Here is a 20,311-nt window from a genome sequence, read left to right as displayed (position 1 = left end):
ATGCTTGTTTCATATAAATGGCTGAATGAATATGTCGATTTAAAAGGAATCACACCAAAAGAATTATCTGACCGCCTTTCCTTAACTGGGATTGAAGTCGAAGGTGTTGAAGTACCAGAGACAGGACTGAAAAAAATCGTAGTGGGCGATGTGAAGGAATGTATTCCGCATCCAGACTCTGATCATCTATCAATTTGCCAGGTGGATGTTGGTGAAGAAGAATTATCACAAATCGTTTGTGGTGCACCGAATGTGAAAGCGGGTATTAAAGTGATCGTAGCCTTACCGGGTTCACGAATTGCTGGCAATGTTAAAATTAAAAAAGGGAAAATGCGTGGTCAAGTTTCTAATGGAATGATTTGTTCCTTGCAGGAGTTAGGCTACAGTGACTCTGTCATTCCTAAAGAATTTGCGGATGGAATTTACTACTTGCCGCAAGAGGCTGTGCCTGGTGAACTCGTCTTTTCTTATCTAGATATGGATGACGCTATTTTAGATTTATCAATTACTCCTAACCGTGCAGATGCGTTAAGTATGCGCGGAGTAGCTTACGAAACGGCTGCAATTTACGGTAAAAAAGTAGCCTTTCCTGAAATTGAGCTGAAGGAAATGGCTGAAAAAGCTGCTGATCGGATTAAAGTTGAAGTAGCTGATAAAAACGATGCGCCTCATTATGAAATCCGTATCATTGAAAATGTTAAGATTGGACCAAGCCCGCAATGGCTACAAAATCGTTTGATGAACGAAGGGATTCGTCCTATTAGCAATGTTGTAGATGTAACAAACTATATTTTACTGTTGTTTGGTCAACCATTGCATGCGTTCGATTACGATAAGCTAGGCAGTCAAGCAATTTTGGTTCGCCGTGCGAAAGAGCAAGAAGCTCTGACGACTTTAGATGGAGTAGAACGCAGCTTGAATCCGGAAAACATCGTAATTACCAATGGAGAAATTCCGGTCGCTTTAGCGGGTGTAATGGGAGGATTAGACTCTGAAATTACGGATACTACTACCACTGTTGCCTTAGAATCTGCAATGTTTGATAATGTTTCGATTCGTCGCACTTCTCAAGCGTACAACTTACGCAGTGAATCTTCTGCTCGTTTTGAAAAAGGAATTAACCAAGCAACAATCAGTTTAGCTGGAGATGTTGCTGCGGCAATGATTGCTGAATTAGCTGGCGGGTCTGTATTGGAGGGCGGCGTTTTAGGTAGCAAAGTTGAGCCGGAAAATGTAGCTGTTACTACTAACCTTGAAGATGTGAATCGTTTCTTAGGCACCTCATTAACAGTAGCTGAGATTAATACTATATTTGATGCTTTAGACTTTGCTTACGAAGAAAAAGGTGGCCATTATACTGTAAGTGTTCCACCACGTCGTTGGGACATTACAATTGAGGCAGATTTGATGGAAGAAATTGCTCGAATTTATGGTTATAATAATATCCCGTCTACACTTCCAAGTGGACAAACTGTTGCTGGCAGATTGACTGATGCTCAAAAAAATACCCGCAAAGTTCGCTCGTTGTTGGAAGGAAGTGGATTGCATGAAGCAATCAGCTATGCTTTGACGACAGAAGAAAAAGCCGGTAGATTCACTCTTCGAGACAGTAAGTTCACCCGTTTAGATTGGCCGATGAGTGAAGAACGTTCAGTATTGCGATTAAATCTAATCAGTGGATTATTGGAAGACCTGTCTTATAATAGCGCACGTAAAAATAACGATGTATCCTTGTATGAAATTGGTCGAGTATTTTACCAAGATAATGATCCGAAAAAGGATTTACCTTTAGAGGAAAAACATGTAGCAATTGCTTTAACAGGTAATTTGGGAGATAAAACTTGGGCTGAAAAAGCTGAACCAGTTGATTTTTACACTGCTAAAGGTATTGTCGAAGAGATGATTGATGGTTTAGGCTTAAAAGAGAAAATCAGCTATCAAGCTAACTCAGCAATGTCTGATATGCATCCTGGACAAACAGCAACTATCTATTTAGAAGATAAATTAATTGGCTTTGTAGGGCAGGTTCACCCTAAAATAACTAAGTCCTATGAATTAAAAACAGCCTTTGTAGCTGAACTGAACCTAGATGCGTTACTAACGGCAGAAAAAGAGCCTTTAGTTTATTCACCAGTTTCTAAATATCCAGCAGTTAGTCGAGATATTGCAATTCTTGTTGAAGAAACTCTTTCAAATGCGTCAATTATCGAAGTTATTCGTAAATCTGCGAGTCGTTTCTTATCCGATATTCAGGTTTTTGACGTATACCAAGGAGATTCAATTGAAAAAGGGATGAAGTCAATGGCGTACAGTCTAACCTTTGTAAACCCTGAAACGACTTTGACTGATGAAGAAATCAATCAATGGATGAGTAAAGTAACTAAAGCCTTAGAAAATGATTTATCAGCAGTCATTCGCTAGACATAAAAAATCGATCCGGAATTATTCCGAATCGATTTTTTCTTTGTTTTATGAGAAGTAGGCGATTCCCATCGCTTTTTTCACTTCAGCCATAGTTTGTGCGGCAACAGCTTGCGCTTTTTCACTGCCTTCTTTTAGCATCTGCATCACTTGTCCAGGATCTTGAGCAAATTCTTCTCGACGAGTACGAATAGGAAGTAATTCTTCTTCTAATACGTCGATTAAGTAACGTTTAATTTTCACATCGCCAAGTCCGCCACGGCGGTAATGAGCCTTTAGTTCTTCAATTTTTTCTTTGTCCTTGCCAAATACATCTAGATAAGTAAATACCATATTTCCTTCTACTTGACCGGGATCTTCCACGTGGATGTGGTTCGGATCAGTATACATACTCATGACCTTCTTAGCAACGGTTTCAGCTGAATCTGCTAAATAAATACCATTCCCAAGAGATTTGCTCATTTTGCCGTTCCCGTCAATGCCAGGCAGACGTCCCATTCCCTTATCAGGAAAAACCCCTTTAGGTTCAACTAAAACTTCACCGTAAGTATTGTTAAAGCTGTGAACAATTTCTTGTGTCTGTTCTAACATCGGCTTTTGGTCTTCGCCAACAGGTACGAGATTGGCTTTAAAAGCAGTTATATCTGAAGCCTGAGATACTGGATAAATAAAGAATCCGGTTGGTACGCTGTCACCAAAGCCTTTTTGTTCGATTTCAGATTTTACTGTGGGGTTGCGACGCACACGGCCGACACTTACTAAGTTCAAAAAGTACATGGTCAACTCTGATAATTCTGGAATTTGGGATTGGATAAACATGGTCGTACGCGCAGGATCCAAGCCAACTGCTAAATAGTCTAAGGCTACTTGTAAAATATTAGAAGAAACCTTTTCAGGATTTTTAGCGTTATCTGTTAAAGCCTGCATATCTGCAACCATAATGAATAATTCGTTTTCTGGGTCACTTTGCATTATTACGCGATTTTTCAGCGATCCTACGTAATGTCCTAAATGTAATTGACCTGTCGGACGATCGCCAGTCAGGATAGTGTTTGTCATTTGTTCCACCTTTTCATCGTATATTTAGTCTTCAACCTACCTTAAAATAGTACCTTTTTTTCACCATTTAAACAACTGCTAATTCTTTAAAGCTTTAATTAGGTAGAAATTCTAGTGTCAGGAAACTTAACATGGATTAGTAATGTTTTGGAATTGTTTTTCACTAACATCAGATTTTTTTCTTTACAAACGAAAAAAACTTAGCATATAATTAGAGTTAGGTCTGAAAAATTAGAATTAAATTAGGAAGAGTAGGGGTGTTCATACATGGCAATGGTCGAATTTAAAGAGGTTGAGAAGTATTATGGGAAGTTTCATGCCTTGAAAAATATCAATTTGGCTTTTGATAAAGGTGAGGTAGTTGTGGTGATTGGCCCTTCAGGATCCGGAAAAAGCACGATGCTTCGCTGTATCAATGGATTGGAACAGATTTCATCCGGACACTTATTAGTAAATGGAAAAGATTTACATAGCAAGGATGTCAAGCTGAAGGATATCCGGAAGAATATCGGAATGGTGTTCCAACATTTTAATCTATACCCAAATAAAACGGCGTTAGAAAATATTACTTTGGCACCTATTAAGGTTTTAAAGCAGCCAGAAGCTGAAGCCAATAAAACAGCTGAAAAATTATTGAATCGTGTAGATATGCTAGATAAGAAGGACTCTTATCCGTCTATGCTTTCTGGTGGACAGCAGCAGCGGATTGCAATCGCCCGCGGCTTGGCAATGAATCCTGATCTGCTGCTATTTGACGAGCCTACTTCTGCATTAGACCCGGAAATGATCGGGGATGTGCTGAATGTTATGAAGAAAATCGCCAAAGACGGCATGTCTATGATTGTCGTTACGCATGAAATGGGCTTCGCTCGGGAAGTAGCTGATCGAATCATTTTTATGGCAGAGGGCGAAGTGCTGGAAGATACTCGGGATGTTAAGGGATTCTTTGAAAAACCAAAAGAAATTCGAGCACAACAATTTGTAAGTAAAGTAATTAACCACTAGGAGGATGACTATGTCAAAAGTGAAAAAGCTTGTCTCCTTCTTTCTCTTAGGATTGGTAGTCATCGGATTATCAGCTTGTAAAGGGGACAGTGTGGCAAACGAAAATATAGCAAAACGAATCAAGGAAGATCCCGTAATAACCTGGGGAGTGAAATATGATACTCGTTTGTTTGGAATGATGAACGTAGAAACTCGAAAGGTCGAAGGTTTTGATATTGATATCGCTCGAGCGATTACCAAGGAGATTCTTGGCGAGGAAGGCAAAGCTGAATTTGTCGAAGTAACCTCTAAGACTCGTATTCCGTTGTTGAAAAATGGGAATATTGATGGCATTATTGCGACTATGACCATTACCGAAGAACGCTTAGGTCAGGTGGATTTTTCTGATATTTATTTTGATGCTGGGCAATCTTTGTTAGTTAAAAAAGGTAGTCATATTCAAAGTATCAACGATTTGACTGACCAAGATACGGTATTAGTAGTAAAAGGTTCTACCTCTGCAGTAAATATTCGTGAACATGCACCACAGGCTAATATTTTAGAGTTGGAAAACTATGCAGAAGCATTTACTGCTTTACAATCTGGTCAAGGCGATGCTATGACAACAGATAATGCGATTCTATTGGGGATGGCCTCAGAGAACAATAACTACGGATTAGTTGGCGGAACCTTCACGAAGGAGCCTTATGGAATTGCAATCAATAAAGGGCAAGAGGATTTTCTTAATGAAGTAGATGGTGCTTTAAGAGATATGCACGATAACGGCACTTACGATAAGATTTATGATAAGTGGTTCCCAAATGATCCAGAAGGAAAAGCAGCAAAGGGGGCTAAATTCAATGGCTAATTTATTTAGCAGTTATTCCGGCGAATTTTTCGAAGGATTTAAATTCACTTTGTATGCCAGTATCTTGGCATTGATTTTTAGTTTAATCATAGGTACCTTAATGGCAATTTTTCAATTATCACATAATAGTGTGATACGTAGTTTAGCCAAGGCTTATGTGGCTTTCTTTAGAAATATTCCATTGTTGATTATTGTTATGTTCTTCTACGTAGTGGCACCGATGTATTTTTACAGCTTTGACGGGTTTCAAGCAGGAACGATCGGGTTGACAATTTATACCTCAGCTTTTATTGCTGAAACGGTTCGTTCCGGAATTCAAACTGTACCAAAGGGACAAATGGAAGCAGGTTTATCTTCAGGGTTCTCTTACGCGGAAACCATGCGTTATATTGTGTTACCGCAGGCGTTTAAGATTGTAGTTCCACCATTAGGGAATCAATTTATCAACCTGATTAAAAATTCGTCTATTCTAGCGATGGTTGCTGGGCTAGATTTGATGTATCAGGGAGATTTAATTGCTAGTACCACCTTCAATACCTTTGATACGTATATTATTGTCGGATTATTCTATTTAGTATTAACCTTGCCGTTGTCTTATCTAATGAATTATTTGGATAAGCATTGGGCGAGCGTCTAGAAAGGGAGGAAAGTAATGGACTTTAGTGGTGCATTTTCTTGGATCAACATCCGATTCCTTTTAGACGGACTTTGGGTAACGATTCAAGTATCAATTGTTTCAATTATTTTCAGTATGATTTTAGGAGGAATTGCTGGAACAGTACGTTATAGCGGCATTCCATTCGTGTCAAAAATTGTTGGAGTAATAGTAGATATCATTCGCAATCTACCTTTGCTGCTGATTATTTTCTTTACCTATTTTGCCTTACCGCAAATTGGGATTAAATTGAATATCTTCTGGGCAGCTGTAGCAGCGTTAACAATTTTTGAATCAGCAATGTTGTCTGAAATATTCCGGGCAGGCTTAAACGCTGTCCCAAATGGGCAAACAGAAGCTGGTTTGTCATCGGGTTTGACATATATTCAGACGTTGATGATTATCATTATTCCGCAAGCGTTCAAATCAATGCTGCCGGCTATTTTAAGCCAATTAATTTCTTTGATCAAAGATACATCTTTAGCGGTAATTATTTCCTTGCCTGAGCTGATGCATAATGCACGAATTGTTTATGGACAAAATACTAATTATGTCATTCCAATGTTTGTTGCGATGACAGCGATGTATTTCGTGGTTTGTTATGCATTGTCCTTGGCTTCACGCTATTTGGAAAACAGCAAGTACAATTATTAATCGCAATCCAGAGAAAGCTTCGTTGCTTCTCTGGATTTTTTAGTGCAAAAGAAACGTGCCAATACCTAGGTATTGGCACGTTTAACCATTATTTATTTTCATCTATTTGCGCTTCAGTTTCTTCTTGGGTCTTTTCCATGGCAGGATCCTCATACACAGCACCAGCAACTGTTTTACCCAAACGCTCAGTAAAATTGAATTCTTTATTCGAAGTTTTCTTTTTGCTCTCTTGCTTCAACAATTTTTCGTTTTTCTTTGTAGCAGGATCTTCATTGATATCTCCAGCAGAAGCTTTACCAAGGTTTTCCGCTATTTCTTCTTTTTTCATTTGAATCACCTCTAGCTTTATTTTAGCATTGAGAGAACATTCTAACAAAGAAAGCGTCTTCGGCAGCATTCAATTGAAAAATCTAGGACTTGAAAAAAATGTCCAAAAAGTACAAAATAAGGTGAAACTTGTAAAAGGATAGGATGAGAAATATTGTCTAATGAATTACCCATCGGTTTTATTGATTCTGGTGTAGGCGGTTTGACTGTTGTAAAAGAAGCCATGCGGCAATTGCCTAATGAGCACATCCTTTATCTAGGGGATACAGCACGCTGTCCGTACGGGCCTCGTCCTGCTGAACAAGTGCTTGAGTTTACATGGCAAATGACTCAATTTTTGATTAAACAAGGAATAAAAATGCTAGTTATTGCTTGTAATACTGCAACGGCAGTGGCCTTAGAAGAGATTAGAGATAAAGTAGATATCCCAGTCATTGGTGTGATTCAGCCGGGCTCACGTTCTGCGCTGAAAGTAAGTCAAACAGGTTTAGTTGGTGTAATTGGTACTGAAGGGACAGTCAAAAGCGCAATGTATGAACGGGAATTGAAAGAAAAATCCCCAGAAGTCAAGGTGCATAGTCTGCCTTGTCCTAAATTTGTTGCTTTAGTAGAAAGTAATCAGTTCGCCAGTCCTGTTGCTAAAAAGGTTGTGGCTGAAACGCTAGCGCCGTTTTTATTTGATAAGCCAGATACATTAATTTTAGGCTGCACCCATTTTCCACTATTACGTCCAATCATTCAAAATGTTATGGGCGGTGATGTGACCTTGATTGATTCTGGTGCAGAAACAGTTAATGATTTAAGCACACTATTAGATTATTTTAGTTTGAACAATTATGATCGTAAAGAAGCAAAAACCTGTAAATTTTATACCACGGGTTCTCCTAAGATGTTTCGCGACATTGCCGGCGAATGGTTGGGACTTAAAACATTAGAGGTTGAACATATACATTTGGGAGGAAAATAAATGCGCCATGATGGTAGGAATCAGCAACAATTAAGAAACATAGCAATTGAAACAAATGTTTTTAAACATCCAGAAGGATCAGTAGTTATTTCTTTTGGTGATACTAAGGTGATTTGTTCGGCAACAGTAGAAGATTCTGTGCCGCCTTTTTTGAGAGGGGAAGGAACTGGCTGGGTAACTGCTGAGTATAGCATGCTGCCACGAGCAACGAATACCCGTAATCGCCGTGAGAGTGCTAAAGGCAAGCTTTCAGGCAGAACGATGGAGATTCAGCGATTAATCGGTCGTGCTTTGCGAGCAGTGATTGACTTAGCTAAATTGGGTGAACGCAGCATCGTCATTGATTGCGATGTTATTCAGGCAGACGGTGGAACACGTACGGCAAGTATTACAGGAGGTTTCGTTGCTTTGCGTTTGGCAATTAATAAATTGCTGGCTTCTGGTGAATTAACGGAAGACCCAATCAAAGAGCATCTAGCTGCAATTAGTGTAGGTATTCTACCGACAGGAGAGGTAGTGACTGATTTGGACTATGTTGAGGATTCTTCCGCTGCAGTCGACATGAACATTGTAATGACTGAATCTGGCCGCTTTGTTGAAATTCAAGGCACTGGTGAAGAGGCAACGTTTGACGATAATGAATTAAATGCATTGATCTTACATGGAAAAGCTGGTATTGAAGAATTAATCAGCTATCAAAAAGAAGCATTGCATACCAATAACTCGACAGAAGTGCCGGATAAAACAATTGTTATCGCTACTGGTAACCAAGGAAAAGCTAAGGAATTCTCAGCATTGTTTGCACGTGCCGGCTATCAAATTAAAACGTTAGCTGACTTTCCTGATTTACCAGATGTGGAAGAAACGGGCAAAACCTTTGAAGAAAATGCGCGTTTAAAGGCTGAAACGATTGCCCAGATCCTTCAGCAGCCTGTTTTAGCCGATGATTCTGGTCTAGCTGTTGATGCCTTAAATGGTATGCCAGGGGTCTATTCCGCCCGTTTTGCTGGCGATCATAAGAGTGATGCTGCTAATAATGCTAAGCTGCTTCACGAGCTGACAGAAGTACCAGACGAGAAACGTTCTGCTCACTTCCACTGTACATTAGTTTTTGCGGCTCCTCGTAAGGAAAGCTTAGTAGTAGAAGCAGATTGGCCAGGAAGAATTGCACGTATCCCACAAGGAGATAATGGTTTCGGCTACGATCCGTTGTTTTTTGTTCCAGAGTTTAATAAAACAGCAGCTGAAATGACAGCAGCTGAAAAAAATGAAGTAAGTCATCGAGCGAAAGCTGTGAAAAAGTTAGAAAAAGTATGGCAAAAATGGTTGGAGGAATAAGCAAATGAAGTATTTGGTAGTTAGTGACAATCATGGTGATCGTCAAATTTTAGTTGATCTGCTGGATCGATACGAAGGAAAAGTAGACGCTATGTTCCACTGTGGAGATTCGGAACTTAATGCTAATGATATTCTATGGGATTCCTTTATAGTGGTAGCTGGAAACTGTGACTATGATCCAGGTTATCGTCAAGAACAGGTTGTCACTATCGGACAAGACCGTATTTTTATCACCCATGGACATCGTTCAAATGTTCGTTTTGGTTTAACCATGCTTTCATTGCAAGCACAAGAGGAAAGTGCAACGATTGCACTGTTTGGCCATATTCATCAGGCGGTAGCTGAAATGGATAAAGGAATTCTTTTCGTTAATCCGGGAAGTATTTCTCAACCACGGGGCCCCATTCAAGTTCCTAGCTACGCGATTATTGACAGTACAGAATCAGCTTATAGTGTTCAATACTACAATCGAGCTCATCAACCAGTAGAAGAATTAACGGCAGAATTTGCGAAATAGTTTCTAATTTTTACTTAACATTGAGCAAAAAAGCCCTTACTTTTTAGATGTTTCAGTAAAATAAAAGGTGGAAAGTAGAAACGGAGGCTGTTGTATGATTAGTCGTGCAATCGAAGAATTAATGTCTGAAAAGAAAGACGCAATGATGATTCCGGCTGAAAACGTTGCGAATGTCATGGTTGGTAATCCATTGGAGCATGCATTATTGGTACTTTCAAAAGTGGGGTATTCAAAAATACCAGTATTGGATAAAGGTGATCGTTTCATTGGTTTGCTAAGCCTAAATGATGTTGTCAACAAAATGATGGATTTAAACGGGATAGATACAAAAAACTTGAGTAAGTACACTGTAGCAGATGTAATGGATACTGAAATTGATGTAGTAAAAGAAAATTGTGATTTAGAAGATATCATGCACTTGTTAGTGGATGCTGCCTTCATTCCTGTATTAGACGACGATGGAATTTTTAAAGGAATCGTAACACGGCGTGAAATTTTAAAAGCTGTTAACCATACCTTCCATGAACTGGACAAGAAACACCATGTTTCTGGAAAATTCGTGTTGCAGCCAACAGTACCAAAATAGACCAAAGCAAGAAGCAGCCAATCCAAGGCTGCTTCTTTTTTTACCAGTTCAACTTTCCATAGGAGGTATCGTTAGAGAGAGTATGCCGGTATCCCAATATGAACACCGTCACGTAATGCTTAGTTGAATGGTAAGCGCAAGAAAATAAGTCTCATTTTTCACGGGTTTAGAAAAATGAAATCCTTATTAGTGAGATAGCTGCCAGTTCAACTTTTCGCAGGAGGTATCGTTAGAGAGAGTATGCCGGTATCCCAATATGATCACCATTACGTAATGTTTAGTCGAATGGTAAGCGCAAGAAAATAAGCCTCATTTTTCATAGGTTTAGAAAAATGAAATCCTTACTAGTGAGATAGCCGCCAGTTCAACTTTTCGCAGGATTGGTATTAAGATAGAAAATTAGGAGCTTATTATAAACATCATTATGTAATGCTTAGTTGAATGGTAAGCGCAAGAAAATAAGCCTCATTTTTCATGGGTTTAGAAAAATGAAATCCTTAATAATGAGATAGCTGCCAGTTCAACTTTTTGCAGGATTGGTAGTAAGATAGAAGATTAGGAGCTTATTATAAACACCATTACGTAATGTTTAGTCGAATGGTATGCGCAAGAAAATAAGCCTCATTTTTCATAGGTTTAGAAAAATGAAATCCTTACTAGTGAGATAGCTGCCAGTTCAACTTTCTACAGAATTTGCAGCCGGTAAAGGTTCAGAAGACACAAGATACACAATCTTTGACATTTCCTTAATAAATTAGTATCTTAGTTAAGTTGTTAAAAGTAACTATTACGATTTAAATCATAGAGAAGCTAACGGAAGGGAAGTACAGAAGTGGCAAAGAAATCAAAGATTGTGAAGGCTGAAAAGCAACGTGCAATGATTGAAAAATATGCAGAACAACGTCAGGCTTTAAAAGCAGCTGGCGATTACCAAGGCTTAGCTAAGTTACCTAAAGAATCCAATCCTAATCGTTTAAAGGAGCGGGACATGATTGATGGTCGACCTAGAGGTTACATGCGCAAATTCGGCATGTCTCGAATCCATTTTCGTGAATTAGCTCATAAGGGACAAATACCTGGGGTTAAGAAAGCTAGCTGGTAAATTTAAGCAATAATTAATCAATAAAAAAAGGAGACTCAAAATCGTCATTTTTTGGGTCTCCTTCTTTTATCATACTTTAATTGGGTTGTTAGGAATGGTAAAGCCGTGTTCAGTAAGTTCCTTGACATAATTAGCTAAGAATTCTTCTTTTAAGGCTAGCTGCTTGCCATTAGTTACATACATGACGGTCCGAATGGCAAAATTACCATTACCTAGATCTACCATCCCAAAAAGATTAGGACCATCGAAAATATCCTTCTTGTAGTTTTCTCCTAAGCGGTCATTTACTGTTTGGATTAATTGGCTGATTTTCTCATAGCCTTCATTAGGCTGGATCCGTACATCGATTAAGACTTGCATATGAGCCCTAGACAAATTACTGATGGTGGTAATGTTACGATTTGGTATAAAATGAACCGTCCCATCAGCTGACTTTAGCTGAACCATGCGAATACCCACAGAGGTCACAGTACCTTCAACCTGCAAATTAACCAATTTGATATAATCTCCAACATCAATTTGCTGTTCTAAAATGATAAAGAAACCGGTAATAATATCGTTCATGAATCCTTGTGCTCCAAGACCGATAGCGATCCCAGCAATTCCAGCACCGGCTAGCAGCGAGCCAACAGGGATACCGATTGTATCTAATACAGAGTACAGAAAAAAGAAAAATAAAGTGTAAGAAAAGATATTCGCAGATAAAGTATGAATCGTTTCAATCCTCGTGGTACTACCAGCTATTTTGCGCTTTTGTCGTTCAAATGACTGAGTGATTAAAAAATTTCCGGCTTTTTTGATAATACCAAAGAGAATCAAAATAATAATTAGAGTGATTCCTTTTTGAATGAAGGTTGAGAAGACAGCATCCCAATCAATCGATTGCCAGTAGCGCTGCCAGGCTGATAGTTTTTCAGTGGCCTGATCGACGACATCAAGACTCGTAGAATCAGTTGTTTGTATTGTTAAAAAAAGCATAAAGAACTTCCTTTCTCCCGATGCTTTTCATTCTAACAAGTTTTAAAAAATATGTCGATAGCCATAGTTAGGGTGAATATACAGAAAATTCCAAAAAATATGAAAATATTCATGACAAGCTTCCAACAAAGTGGTAGACTAACTTTTATATAAGAAGGAGATGATAGGATGGTTAATATAAAATGGGAAGAGCTAGGGTTTGACTATATGAAAACTCCTTATCGCTATATCTCACATTGGAAAAATGGTGAATGGGATGAAGGCCATTTAACTGAAGATAATAAAATTACCATTAGTGAAGGGTCAACATGTCTGCATTATGGGCAAGAATGTTTTGAAGGACTAAAAGCCTATCGCCGCAAAGATGGTAAGATTAATCTTTTTCGTCCAGATGAAAATAGTAAACGTCTAAATCGCAGTGCCGAAAGAATGTGTATGCCAGAGGTTCCAGAAGAAAAGTTCATAGACGCTGTAAAGCAGGTTGTTTTAGCGAATGAAGAATACGTACCGCCTTATGGAACTGGAGCAACTTTGTATATTCGTCCTTATCTGATCGGAGTGGGAGACAATATCGGAGTTGTTGAAGCACCTGAATATCTATTCTCAGTCTTTTGCATGCCAGTAGGTCCATACTTTAAAGGTGGAATGGCACCAACTAACTTTATCGTGTCTGAATATGACCGTGCAGCCCCTCAGGGAACGGGTGCAGCCAAAGTTGGGGGCAACTATGCTGCGAGTCTCTTACCAGGCTACCAGGCCCATAAACGGAATTATTCTGACTGTATCTATTTAGATCCGGCAACTCACACGAAGATCGAAGAAGTTGGGTCGGCTAATTTCTTTGGGATTACCAAAGACAATAAATTCATTACGCCAATTTCTCCATCAATCTTGCCAAGTATTACGAAATACTCATTGCTTCATTTAGCAAAGGAACGCTTTGGTATGGAAACAATTGAAGGTGACGTGTATTTAAACGAATTAGACCAGTTTGCTGAAGCTGGCGCCTGCGGTACAGCAGCTGTCATTTCACCGATTGGCGGTATTCAAAACGGAGACGATTTCCATGTCTTTTATAGCGAGACAGAAGTTGGACCGGTGACTAAGAAGCTTTACGAAGAATTAGTCGGTATTCAATTTGGTGATGTTGAGGCTCCTGAAGGCTGGATTTACGAAGTGAATTAAATAAAACAATCCCAACAATCAAGCCTCGATAAAAAATCGATGAGATTGCTGGGAATTTTTTTATTGTTAGCTTAAGTGAACACCTTTATCTACATAAATGATGTCTCCAACGATTCCGCTGGCTAACGGGCTGATTAGGAAGGCACAAGATTGGCCAACTTCATCAATTGTAACACTGACTTTATCTGGTGTGCGTTCTTCTGAAAGAGAAAGCAGTGATTGGTAATCTTTAACACCAGTAACAGCTAATGTCTTAATTGCACCAGCTGAGATAGCATTAACCCGAACCCCTTTAGGAGCTAGCTCAGTAGCCAAATAACGAACTTCCGCTTCTAATGCAGCTTTAGCAATACCCATCATGTTGTAGTTAGGAATTGAACGCTCTGATCCCATGTAGGTCATGGTTACAATACTGCTGTTAGGATTCATGATTGGCAAAGCGTATTTAGTCAAAGCAAGTAAAGAATAAGCACTTACGTCTTGAGCTAAACTGAAGCCATCTCTAGAAATTTCTGAAACATTGCCGGATAATTCTTCTTTATTCGCATAAGCAATGGAATGGACGAAGCCATCAATGTTACCGACTAATTCTTTGATTGTATTCATAGCTTTTTCGATATTTTCATCTTTGGAAACGTCTAGTTCAACCATTGGTGCTTCTTCACCAACTAATTTCACTAACCCTTTTTTCATGCGTTCATTTTGATAAGTATAAATGACTTCTGCTCCTTGATCGGCAATAGCTTTCGCACAGCCCCAAGCGATACTTCTTTTATTAGCGACACCTGTCACCAGTATTTTCTTTCCAGTTAAAAATGACATGCGGTTGACACACTCCTACTTTAATTATCGTATGAACACATTATGTTGGAAAATTGTTTGATTGTCAAACTATTTTTTTATTAATCTAGTAGTGCTTGAAAAAAAAGAGATTCTGTGATAGTTTGATAATCAAACAAATAAGATGCCGAGGTGCAACTATGGAAAAATTAATGAACGTTGAAGAAATCATGGAAATCATTCCTAATCGTTTTCCAATTTACTATTTAGATGCTGTCGTAGAATTTGAAGATCAAAAGCACATTACTGCTGTGAAAAACTTGACTATGAACGAAGATTTTTTTCAAGGATACTTTCCTAACGATCCAATGATGCCAGGAACATTAATCGTTGAAGCCTTAGCTCAGGCTGGTTCATTGCTTATTTTGAAATCAGAAGCCTTCCAAGGGAAAACAGCTTACATTGGAGGAATTAACAAGGCAGTTTTTCATGAGAAAGTGAGACCAGGGGATGTTCTTTATTTGAATTTTGATATTGAAAAAATGAAGGGGCCAGTTGGTACAGCAAAAGCGTGGGCAACCGTAGAAGGAACCACTGTAACTGATTGTGAATTTACCTTTATCGTAGGTGACAAGGAACAAAAATAGTAAAAAAATAAGCCGAGGTCAGATGCATGTATCGACTTCGGCTTATTAAAAACTTAAGAATTATTCTTTTGGTTCTTGTAAAATTTTGATTTCGTTAATCTTCACTGGATCAACTGGAGTAGAATCTTCGCCTTGACTGTTGGCCTTAGTTTCAGCTCCCGCAATTTTATCAACGATGTCCATACCTTCAGTTACTTGGCCAAATACAGCATGTTTGCCGTCCAAGCTTGGGGTACCACCATTTTTGTAAGCTTCAATTATTTTTTCTGGAGTATACTGAATCGCCAAGCCATCGCTTTGATCGTCTTTATTTTGCACGATAAAGAATTGACTGCCATTAGTGTTTTCCCCAGCATTAGCCATGGAAAGAGCCCCACGAATATTGTACAAGCTTGGTGAAATTTCATCTTCAAATGGATCGCCCCAAATACTTTCACCACCGGTACCATCGCCTTTAGGATCGCCCCCTTGAATCATGAAATCATTTACCACACGATGGAAGGTCGTTCCGTTGTAATAGCCATCTTTGGCATGAGTAACAAAATTCTCCACGGTTTTTGGTGCTTCTTTTGGAAACAGTTTAATTTTGATGTTGCCTACTGTTGTATCCATTTCTACTAGGTACTCATCGTCAGTTACTTCATTAGAAAGCTGTGGAAGATCCACTTTGCTTAGATCGACACTTGATTCCTGTGTAGAGCTGGCTGTACTTTCTGAAGAACTATTGTTGGCATTACCGCCAGAGTTGCAAGCAGCAAAAACTCCAATCGATAAGATTAATGAGCTGCTTAGTAATATCTTTCTTAGTTGCATAAAAATCTCCCTTCAAATTCCTTCCTTTCTATCATAACAAAAAAAACTGTTGCTTCCTATGGAAAATAATCGAATTTTCCCATAAAGCTAATAAAAAAAGAGGAGATCGAAATCTCCTCTTACAAATAGTTGCTTATAGGTTAGCGAATTTTTCTAATAAACGAATCATTTGGCAAGTAAAACCGTATTCGTTATCGTACCAAGCAACAGTTTTAACTAATTGGTAGTCTCCAGCAGAAGTAACTTCTGTTTGAGTAGGGTCAAAGATTGAACCTTGAGTAGTACCAATCACATCGCTAGAAACGATTTCGCGGTCGTCGTAGCCGAAAGATGGGTTATCAACGGTATGTTTCTTAATAGCTTCGTTGACTTCATCAGCAGTAACTTTTGTTTTTAATACTGAAACCAATTCAGTTAATGAACCGTCAACAACAGGAACACGTTGTGCATGTCCTTGCAATTTGCCGTTCAATTCTGGGATAACTAAGCCGATTGCTTTAGCAGCACCAGTTGAATGTGGAATAGTGTTATCAGCAGCTGAACGAGCAGCACGCAAGTTTCCACCTTTTACAGGTCCGTCTAGCAACATTTGTGTTGAAGTATACGCATGAACAGTTGTCATGGTACCAACTTCAATACCAAATTCTTCATTTAAGAAGTAAGCCATAGGTGCTAAACAGTTAGTTGTACATGAGCCAGCTGAAATGATTTTGTCATCTGGAGTCAATGTGTCATCATTTACATTGTAAACAATAGTTTTCATTTGACCAGCTGGAGCTGAAATAACTACACGTTTTACGCCAGCGTCCAAGTGAGCTTGTGCTTTTTCTTGAGAAGTGTAAAAACCGGTACATTCTAAAACAATATCAACGCCGTTTTCTTTTGCCCAAGGGATCTTGCTTGCATCAGGTTCTGCGTATACGCGAGTTTCTTCACCGTCAACAACGATTGAATTTTCTGTTGCAGAAACAGTTCCTGGATATGTGCCATGAGTTGAGTCAAATTGTAATAATTGAGCCAACATTGTTGGGCTTGTTAAGTCGTTAATTGCTACAACTTCAATATCATCTGATACTTCTTTGATACGACGGAAGGCTAAGCGACCAATACGTCCAAAACCATTAATACCTACTTTTACTGTCATAACCAAAAGTTCCTCCTTTGTGTTAGAGAAATGAAGTACGAAACGCACTTATTCCTTACACGAACTATTTTGCAACGGATGTTTTTTTTTGTCAAAAGATTACACTCCGATTCGGCAATCGGTTCACTAGAAGTTGGCATCTGCTTAATAGGAAGCATAAAAATTTATTAGATTCACTGTGAGGAATGGACAATGGAGGAAAATACCGCTAAAATAAGGAGACTTTGTTTGTGTGGAGATTCAGTAGTCAGAAAATAAAAAGATACAAGGAGGACGAAAAATGTCTATGTTTTTAGATCAGGTAACAATTGACGTCAAAGCTGGCAAAGGCGGCGATGGCATGGTTGCTTTTCGTCGTGAAAAATATGTGCCGGATGGTGGACCTGCTGGTGGCGATGGCGGCCGTGGCGGCGATGTTATTCTAGTTGTAGAAGAAGGCTTGCGCACATTAATGGACTTCCGCTTCAATCGTCATTTTAGAGCAACTCCTGGTGAAAACGGGATGAGTAAGGGAATGCATGGTCGGGGAGCTGAGGATACCTATGTTAAAGTGCCGCCAGGAACAACTGTACGGGATGCTGAGACAGGCGTATTAATTGGTGATTTAATTGAAAATGGTCAAGAACTGCGAGTAGCCAAGGGCGGTCGTGGAGGACGCGGAAATATCCGTTTCGCTTCGCCGAGAAATCCTGCCCCCGAAATTGCTGAAAATGGTGAACCAGGTCAAGAACGTAAGATTGAGCTTGAGTTAAAAGTGTTAGCTGATGTTGGCCTAGTTGGATTCCCTTCAGTAGGTAAATCAACCATTTTATCGGTGATTTCTTCTGCTAGACCCAAAATCGGTGCGTATCATTTTACAACGTTAGTACCTAATTTAGGAATGGTGACGACTAATGATGGCCGCAGCTTTGTAGCTGCCGATTTGCCTGGATTAATCGAGGGAGCTTCTCAAGGTGTTGGTTTGGGAACACAATTCCTGCGACACATTGAACGTACGCGAGTTATCCTGCACGTCATTGATATGAGCGGTATGGAAGGTCGTGATCCTTATGAGGATTATGTGGCGATTAATAAGGAACTGGGTTCTCATAACTTACGCTTGTTAGAACGTCCGCAAATTATTGTAGCTAACAAAATGGATATGCCAGAATCAGAAGAAAATCTGGTGAAGTTCAAGGAACAATTAGCGAAGGACAAGGAAGATGAGTTTGCAGATGACCTGCCAATCTTTGCGATTTCAGCCATTACTAAGCAAGGGATGGATAATTTATTAAGTGCAACCGCTGATTTATTGGAAACTACCCCAGAATTTCCGTTGTACGAGGAAGAAATCGAAGAAGAAACTGTTCAGTATGGTTTCCAAAGTGAAGATCCTGGCTTTACAATTACTCGTGACCCGGATACTACTTGGGTATTGTCGGGCGAGAAGCTAGAAAAACTATTCAAGATGACGAACTTCGATCACGATGAAACGGTAATGCGTTTTGCCCGTCAATTACGTGCGATGGGTGTTGATGAAGCTTTACGTGCCCGTGGTGCTAAAGATGGCGACATTGTGCGGATTGATAAATACGAATTTGAATTCGTTGAATAAATAGGAATAAATAAGGAGCAGATTTTTCTGCTTCTTTTTTATTTAGTTAACATAAAACGTTTATTGTGTTTTTCAAAAGCGTGACTAGTTCACAAAATCCCTGTTTACTGATAAACTTGAATTAATCATAAAGGAGCTGATTTTTTTGGAAAAACGAGTGATAATCATGAATTTTGAGATTCCATCTCAAGCTTACGAAGCCTTTTCGAAGGTGAAAAAATTACAAGCAACACAAGCATTCAAGGGTGAACAAATGGCAGTAGTCCATCATTCTAACGATGGTGCGCATCAATTTCAAATTGAGGATTTTTTAGATTTTACTGGCAATAACAAGAGTGCTACCGGTGGTTTGATCGGTATGCTGGTAGGAATTCTAGGCGGACCAATTGGCGTTTTGCTAGGCTGGTTTACTGGCGGAATGATCGGTGCTTCGAGAGATGTTAAAGAAATCCGCGATGCTCAAGGCGTTTTTTCTTTTCTAATTGATAAAATTAAAGAGGATGACACTGGACTGCTTTTAATTGCAGAAGAAGACGATAATCGCGCATTGAATCAATTAGTAATGAATGAATTAGGCGGAGAAATTACTCGCTTGAGCTATGAAGAAGTCGAAGAAGATGTGAAGAAAGCACAAGAAATGGCTAAAAATAAAGACAATCAGCCAGATAATCACGTAAATGATGAACAATAAACCGATTTCTGTTTGCAGAAAGCCTGACTTTCTTCTAGAATGAAAGTAATTTGATAGAAAGTTAGGATGATTATGGAATTAGAATTTTTAGGAACCGGAGCAGGTGTTCCGGCTAAACATCGAAATGTTAGCAGTATTGCTTTAAAATTATTAGCAGAACGAAATGCCATTTGGCTATTTGACTGTGGCGAAGGTACGCAAATGCAAATCTTGCGTACCACTATTCGTCCGCGTAAAATTGAAAAGATTTTTATAACCCATTTACATGGGGATCATATCTTTGGTCTGCCGGGCTTATTAAGCAGCCGTTCCTTCCAAGGTGGAGATGAAGAGCTGGAACTGTATGGACCTCCCGGATTAAAAGCTTTTGTAAAAACAGCTCTAGAGGTTTCCAAAACGCGACTTTCTTACCCAATTAAATACATTGAGGCAAAGGAAGGAATCGTATTCAAGGACAAACAATTTTCTGTGGAATGTCGATTACTGGACCACGGGATAGACAGCTATGGCTATCGCGTGGTGGAGGCTGATCACGAAGGAACATTGCAGGTTGAGAAGCTGGAAGAGCTAGGAGTTCCTGCTGGACCGGTCTACGGACAAATTAAGCAGGGAAAAACTGTTACACTTAAAGACGGCCGAGTAATTGACGGCAAGGAATTCATTGGTAAGAAAAAACCTGGTCGAATTGTTACTATATTTGGAGATACTCGGTATACGCCAGTTTCTGTAGAATTGGCTAAAAATAGTGATGTGATGGTTCATGAAAGCACTTTTAGAAAAGACGAGGAAAAGATGGCTCGCTCTTATTATCATTCCACTACTAAGCAAGCCGCTAAAATCGCTAAGCAGGCCCATGCAAAGCAATTGATGCTGACACACATTTCGGCCCGCTATTTAGCCAAGGAGGCTCAAGAGCTGGAAAAAGAAGCACAAGATGTGTTTAGAGACACGACAATCGCGAAAGATTTCGATATTGTCGAAATACCGTTGAAGGAGTGAAG

General features: G+C 39.3%; 21 protein-coding genes. 15 read left to right on the top strand and 6 right to left on the bottom strand.

Annotated elements, in window-relative coordinates; genetic code table 11:
* On the top strand, positions 1-2,421 hold the full coding sequence (gene pheT, locus I588_RS13260) for a phenylalanine--tRNA ligase subunit beta (protein ID WP_010759262.1): 2,421 nt from the start codon (positions 1-3) through the stop codon (positions 2,419-2,421).
* A 48-nt stretch (positions 2,422-2,469) separates the two neighbouring features.
* On the opposite strand, the gene trpS is transcribed toward pheT, so the two are convergent.
* The gene (gene trpS / locus I588_RS13255; RefSeq protein WP_010759261.1) at positions 2,470-3,480 is read right to left on the bottom strand and encodes a tryptophan--tRNA ligase; all 1,011 of its coding nucleotides are present in this window, start codon (positions 3,478-3,480) and stop codon (positions 2,470-2,472) included.
* Between the two features lie 267 nt (positions 3,481-3,747).
* Here trpS and I588_RS13250 point away from each other — a divergent pair, with 267 nt between their 5' ends.
* From I588_RS13250 to I588_RS13235, 4 genes are read left to right on the top strand one after another with little or no spacing between them, the layout of a single operon-like run.
* Positions 3,748-4,485 carry an amino acid ABC transporter ATP-binding protein gene (locus I588_RS13250; protein ID WP_010759260.1) on the top strand — a complete coding sequence of 246 codons (738 nt, stop codon included), beginning with the start codon at positions 3,748-3,750 and terminating at the stop codon, positions 4,483-4,485.
* A 10-nt stretch (positions 4,486-4,495) separates the two neighbouring features.
* Entirely contained in the window at positions 4,496-5,332 is an 837-nt protein-coding gene (locus I588_RS13245; protein WP_010759259.1) for a transporter substrate-binding domain-containing protein, read from the top strand.
* On the top strand, positions 5,325-5,969 hold the full coding sequence (locus tag I588_RS13240; protein WP_010759258.1) for an amino acid ABC transporter permease: 645 nt from the start codon (positions 5,325-5,327) through the stop codon (positions 5,967-5,969). Before I588_RS13245 ends, I588_RS13240 begins: the two co-directional genes overlap by 8 nt.
* 15 nt (positions 5,970-5,984) lie before the next feature.
* Positions 5,985-6,641 (top strand): amino acid ABC transporter permease, encoded by a 657-nt coding sequence (locus I588_RS13235; RefSeq protein ID WP_010759257.1) that lies wholly within the window; start codon positions 5,985-5,987, stop codon positions 6,639-6,641.
* A gap of 88 nt (positions 6,642-6,729) precedes the next feature.
* Here the strand turns inward: I588_RS13235 and I588_RS13230 are convergent, their stop codons facing one another.
* A complete protein-coding gene (locus I588_RS13230; RefSeq protein ID WP_010759256.1) occupies positions 6,730-6,969 on the bottom strand; it encodes a hypothetical protein in 240 nt (79 codons plus the stop codon).
* Between the two features lie 153 nt (positions 6,970-7,122).
* Here I588_RS13230 and racE point away from each other — a divergent pair, with 153 nt between their 5' ends.
* From racE to rpsN, 5 genes are all read left to right on the top strand, one after another.
* Positions 7,123-7,935 carry a glutamate racemase gene (gene racE / locus I588_RS13225; protein ID WP_010759255.1) on the top strand — a complete coding sequence of 271 codons (813 nt, stop codon included), beginning with the start codon at positions 7,123-7,125 and terminating at the stop codon, positions 7,933-7,935.
* Positions 7,936-9,273: a ribonuclease PH gene (rph, locus tag I588_RS13220; RefSeq protein WP_010759254.1), complete on the top strand. Its 1,338-nt coding sequence runs from the start codon at positions 7,936-7,938 to the stop codon at positions 9,271-9,273.
* Between the two features lie 4 nt (positions 9,274-9,277).
* Complete coding sequence (locus tag I588_RS13215) at positions 9,278-9,790, top strand: metallophosphoesterase (RefSeq protein WP_010759253.1); 513 nt, start codon at positions 9,278-9,280, stop codon at positions 9,788-9,790.
* A 94-nt stretch (positions 9,791-9,884) separates the two neighbouring features.
* Entirely contained in the window at positions 9,885-10,376 is a 492-nt protein-coding gene (gene cbpB, locus I588_RS13210) for a cyclic-di-AMP-binding protein CbpB (RefSeq protein ID WP_010759252.1), read from the top strand.
* Between the two features lie 832 nt (positions 10,377-11,208).
* Entirely contained in the window at positions 11,209-11,478 is a 270-nt protein-coding gene (gene rpsN / locus I588_RS13205; RefSeq protein ID WP_010759251.1) for a 30S ribosomal protein S14, read from the top strand.
* 69 nt (positions 11,479-11,547) lie between these two features.
* Here rpsN and I588_RS13200 read toward each other — a convergent pair whose 3' ends face one another.
* Positions 11,548-12,456 (bottom strand): mechanosensitive ion channel family protein, encoded by a 909-nt coding sequence (locus tag I588_RS13200; protein WP_010759250.1) that lies wholly within the window; start codon positions 12,454-12,456, stop codon positions 11,548-11,550.
* Between the two features lie 168 nt (positions 12,457-12,624).
* Between I588_RS13200 and I588_RS13195 the strand changes: the two genes are divergently transcribed.
* Entirely contained in the window at positions 12,625-13,641 is a 1,017-nt protein-coding gene (locus I588_RS13195; RefSeq protein ID WP_010759249.1) for a branched-chain amino acid aminotransferase, read from the top strand.
* Positions 13,642-13,707: 66 nt separating this feature from the next.
* Here I588_RS13195 and fabI read toward each other — a convergent pair whose 3' ends face one another.
* Positions 13,708-14,463, bottom strand: a complete 756-nt coding sequence (fabI, locus tag I588_RS13190) for an enoyl-ACP reductase FabI (protein WP_010759248.1) — start codon at positions 14,461-14,463, stop codon at positions 13,708-13,710.
* A 158-nt stretch (positions 14,464-14,621) separates the two neighbouring features.
* Here fabI and fabZ point away from each other — a divergent pair, with 158 nt between their 5' ends.
* Positions 14,622-15,068: a 3-hydroxyacyl-ACP dehydratase FabZ gene (fabZ, locus tag I588_RS13185; RefSeq protein WP_010759247.1), complete on the top strand. Its 447-nt coding sequence runs from the start codon at positions 14,622-14,624 to the stop codon at positions 15,066-15,068.
* A 60-nt stretch (positions 15,069-15,128) separates the two neighbouring features.
* On the opposite strand, the gene I588_RS13180 is transcribed toward fabZ, so the two are convergent.
* A complete protein-coding gene (locus I588_RS13180) occupies positions 15,129-15,881 on the bottom strand; it encodes a peptidylprolyl isomerase (protein ID WP_010759246.1) in 753 nt (250 codons plus the stop codon).
* A 133-nt stretch (positions 15,882-16,014) separates the two neighbouring features.
* Positions 16,015-17,025 (bottom strand): type I glyceraldehyde-3-phosphate dehydrogenase, encoded by a 1,011-nt coding sequence (gene gap, locus I588_RS13175; protein WP_010759245.1) that lies wholly within the window; start codon positions 17,023-17,025, stop codon positions 16,015-16,017.
* Positions 17,026-17,305: 280 nt separating this feature from the next.
* On the opposite strand from gap, the gene obgE reads away from it, so the two are divergent.
* The 3 genes from obgE to rnz all read left to right on the top strand — a co-directional run bounded on the left by obgE (position 17,306) and on the right by rnz (position 20,309).
* On the top strand, positions 17,306-18,619 hold the full coding sequence (gene obgE, locus I588_RS13170; RefSeq protein WP_010759244.1) for a GTPase ObgE: 1,314 nt from the start codon (positions 17,306-17,308) through the stop codon (positions 18,617-18,619).
* A gap of 127 nt (positions 18,620-18,746) precedes the next feature.
* Positions 18,747-19,310 carry a DUF1269 domain-containing protein gene (locus I588_RS13165; protein WP_425387141.1) on the top strand — a complete coding sequence of 188 codons (564 nt, stop codon included), beginning with the start codon at positions 18,747-18,749 and terminating at the stop codon, positions 19,308-19,310.
* Positions 19,311-19,382: 72 nt separating this feature from the next.
* A complete protein-coding gene (gene rnz, locus I588_RS13160; RefSeq protein ID WP_010759242.1) occupies positions 19,383-20,309 on the top strand; it encodes a ribonuclease Z in 927 nt (308 codons plus the stop codon).
* Positions 20,310-20,311: the final 2 nt, after the last annotated feature.

It is taken from the genome of Enterococcus pallens ATCC BAA-351 (genome assembly GCF_000407485.1).
Taxonomy (GTDB): domain Bacteria; phylum Bacillota; class Bacilli; order Lactobacillales; family Enterococcaceae; genus Enterococcus_A; species Enterococcus_A pallens.
The sequence above is the reverse complement of the archived record's forward strand: the minus strand, read 5'-3'. Positions and strand labels throughout refer to the sequence as shown.

Coding starts and splice junctions, on each gene's coding strand:
- I588_RS13240 (WP_010759258.1), top strand. CDS start 5,325: ATGGCTAATTTATTTAGCAGTTATTCCGGCGAATTTTTCGAAGGATTT.
- I588_RS13250 (WP_010759260.1), top strand. CDS start 3,748: ATGGCAATGGTCGAATTTAAAGAGGTTGAGAAGTATTATGGGAAGTTT.
- I588_RS13215 (WP_010759253.1), top strand. CDS start 9,278: ATGAAGTATTTGGTAGTTAGTGACAATCATGGTGATCGTCAAATTTTA.
- fabZ (WP_010759247.1), top strand. CDS start 14,622: ATGGAAAAATTAATGAACGTTGAAGAAATCATGGAAATCATTCCTAAT.
- obgE (WP_010759244.1), top strand. CDS start 17,306: ATGTCTATGTTTTTAGATCAGGTAACAATTGACGTCAAAGCTGGCAAA.
- I588_RS13230 (WP_010759256.1), bottom strand. CDS start 6,969: ATGAAAAAAGAAGAAATAGCGGAAAACCTTGGTAAAGCTTCTGCTGGA.
- I588_RS13200 (WP_010759250.1), bottom strand. CDS start 12,456: ATGCTTTTTTTAACAATACAAACAACTGATTCTACGAGTCTTGATGTC.
- I588_RS13235 (WP_010759257.1), top strand. CDS start 5,985: ATGGACTTTAGTGGTGCATTTTCTTGGATCAACATCCGATTCCTTTTA.
- trpS (WP_010759261.1), bottom strand. CDS start 3,480: ATGACAAACACTATCCTGACTGGCGATCGTCCGACAGGTCAATTACAT.
- pheT (WP_010759262.1), top strand. CDS start 1: ATGCTTGTTTCATATAAATGGCTGAATGAATATGTCGATTTAAAAGGA.
- rnz (WP_010759242.1), top strand. CDS start 19,383: ATGGAATTAGAATTTTTAGGAACCGGAGCAGGTGTTCCGGCTAAACAT.
- cbpB (WP_010759252.1), top strand. CDS start 9,885: ATGATTAGTCGTGCAATCGAAGAATTAATGTCTGAAAAGAAAGACGCA.
- I588_RS13195 (WP_010759249.1), top strand. CDS start 12,625: ATGGTTAATATAAAATGGGAAGAGCTAGGGTTTGACTATATGAAAACT.
- I588_RS13245 (WP_010759259.1), top strand. CDS start 4,496: ATGTCAAAAGTGAAAAAGCTTGTCTCCTTCTTTCTCTTAGGATTGGTA.
- fabI (WP_010759248.1), bottom strand. CDS start 14,463: ATGTCATTTTTAACTGGAAAGAAAATACTGGTGACAGGTGTCGCTAAT.
- rph (WP_010759254.1), top strand. CDS start 7,936: ATGCGCCATGATGGTAGGAATCAGCAACAATTAAGAAACATAGCAATT.
- I588_RS13180 (WP_010759246.1), bottom strand. CDS start 15,881: ATGCAACTAAGAAAGATATTACTAAGCAGCTCATTAATCTTATCGATT.
- gap (WP_010759245.1), bottom strand. CDS start 17,025: ATGACAGTAAAAGTAGGTATTAATGGTTTTGGACGTATTGGTCGCTTA.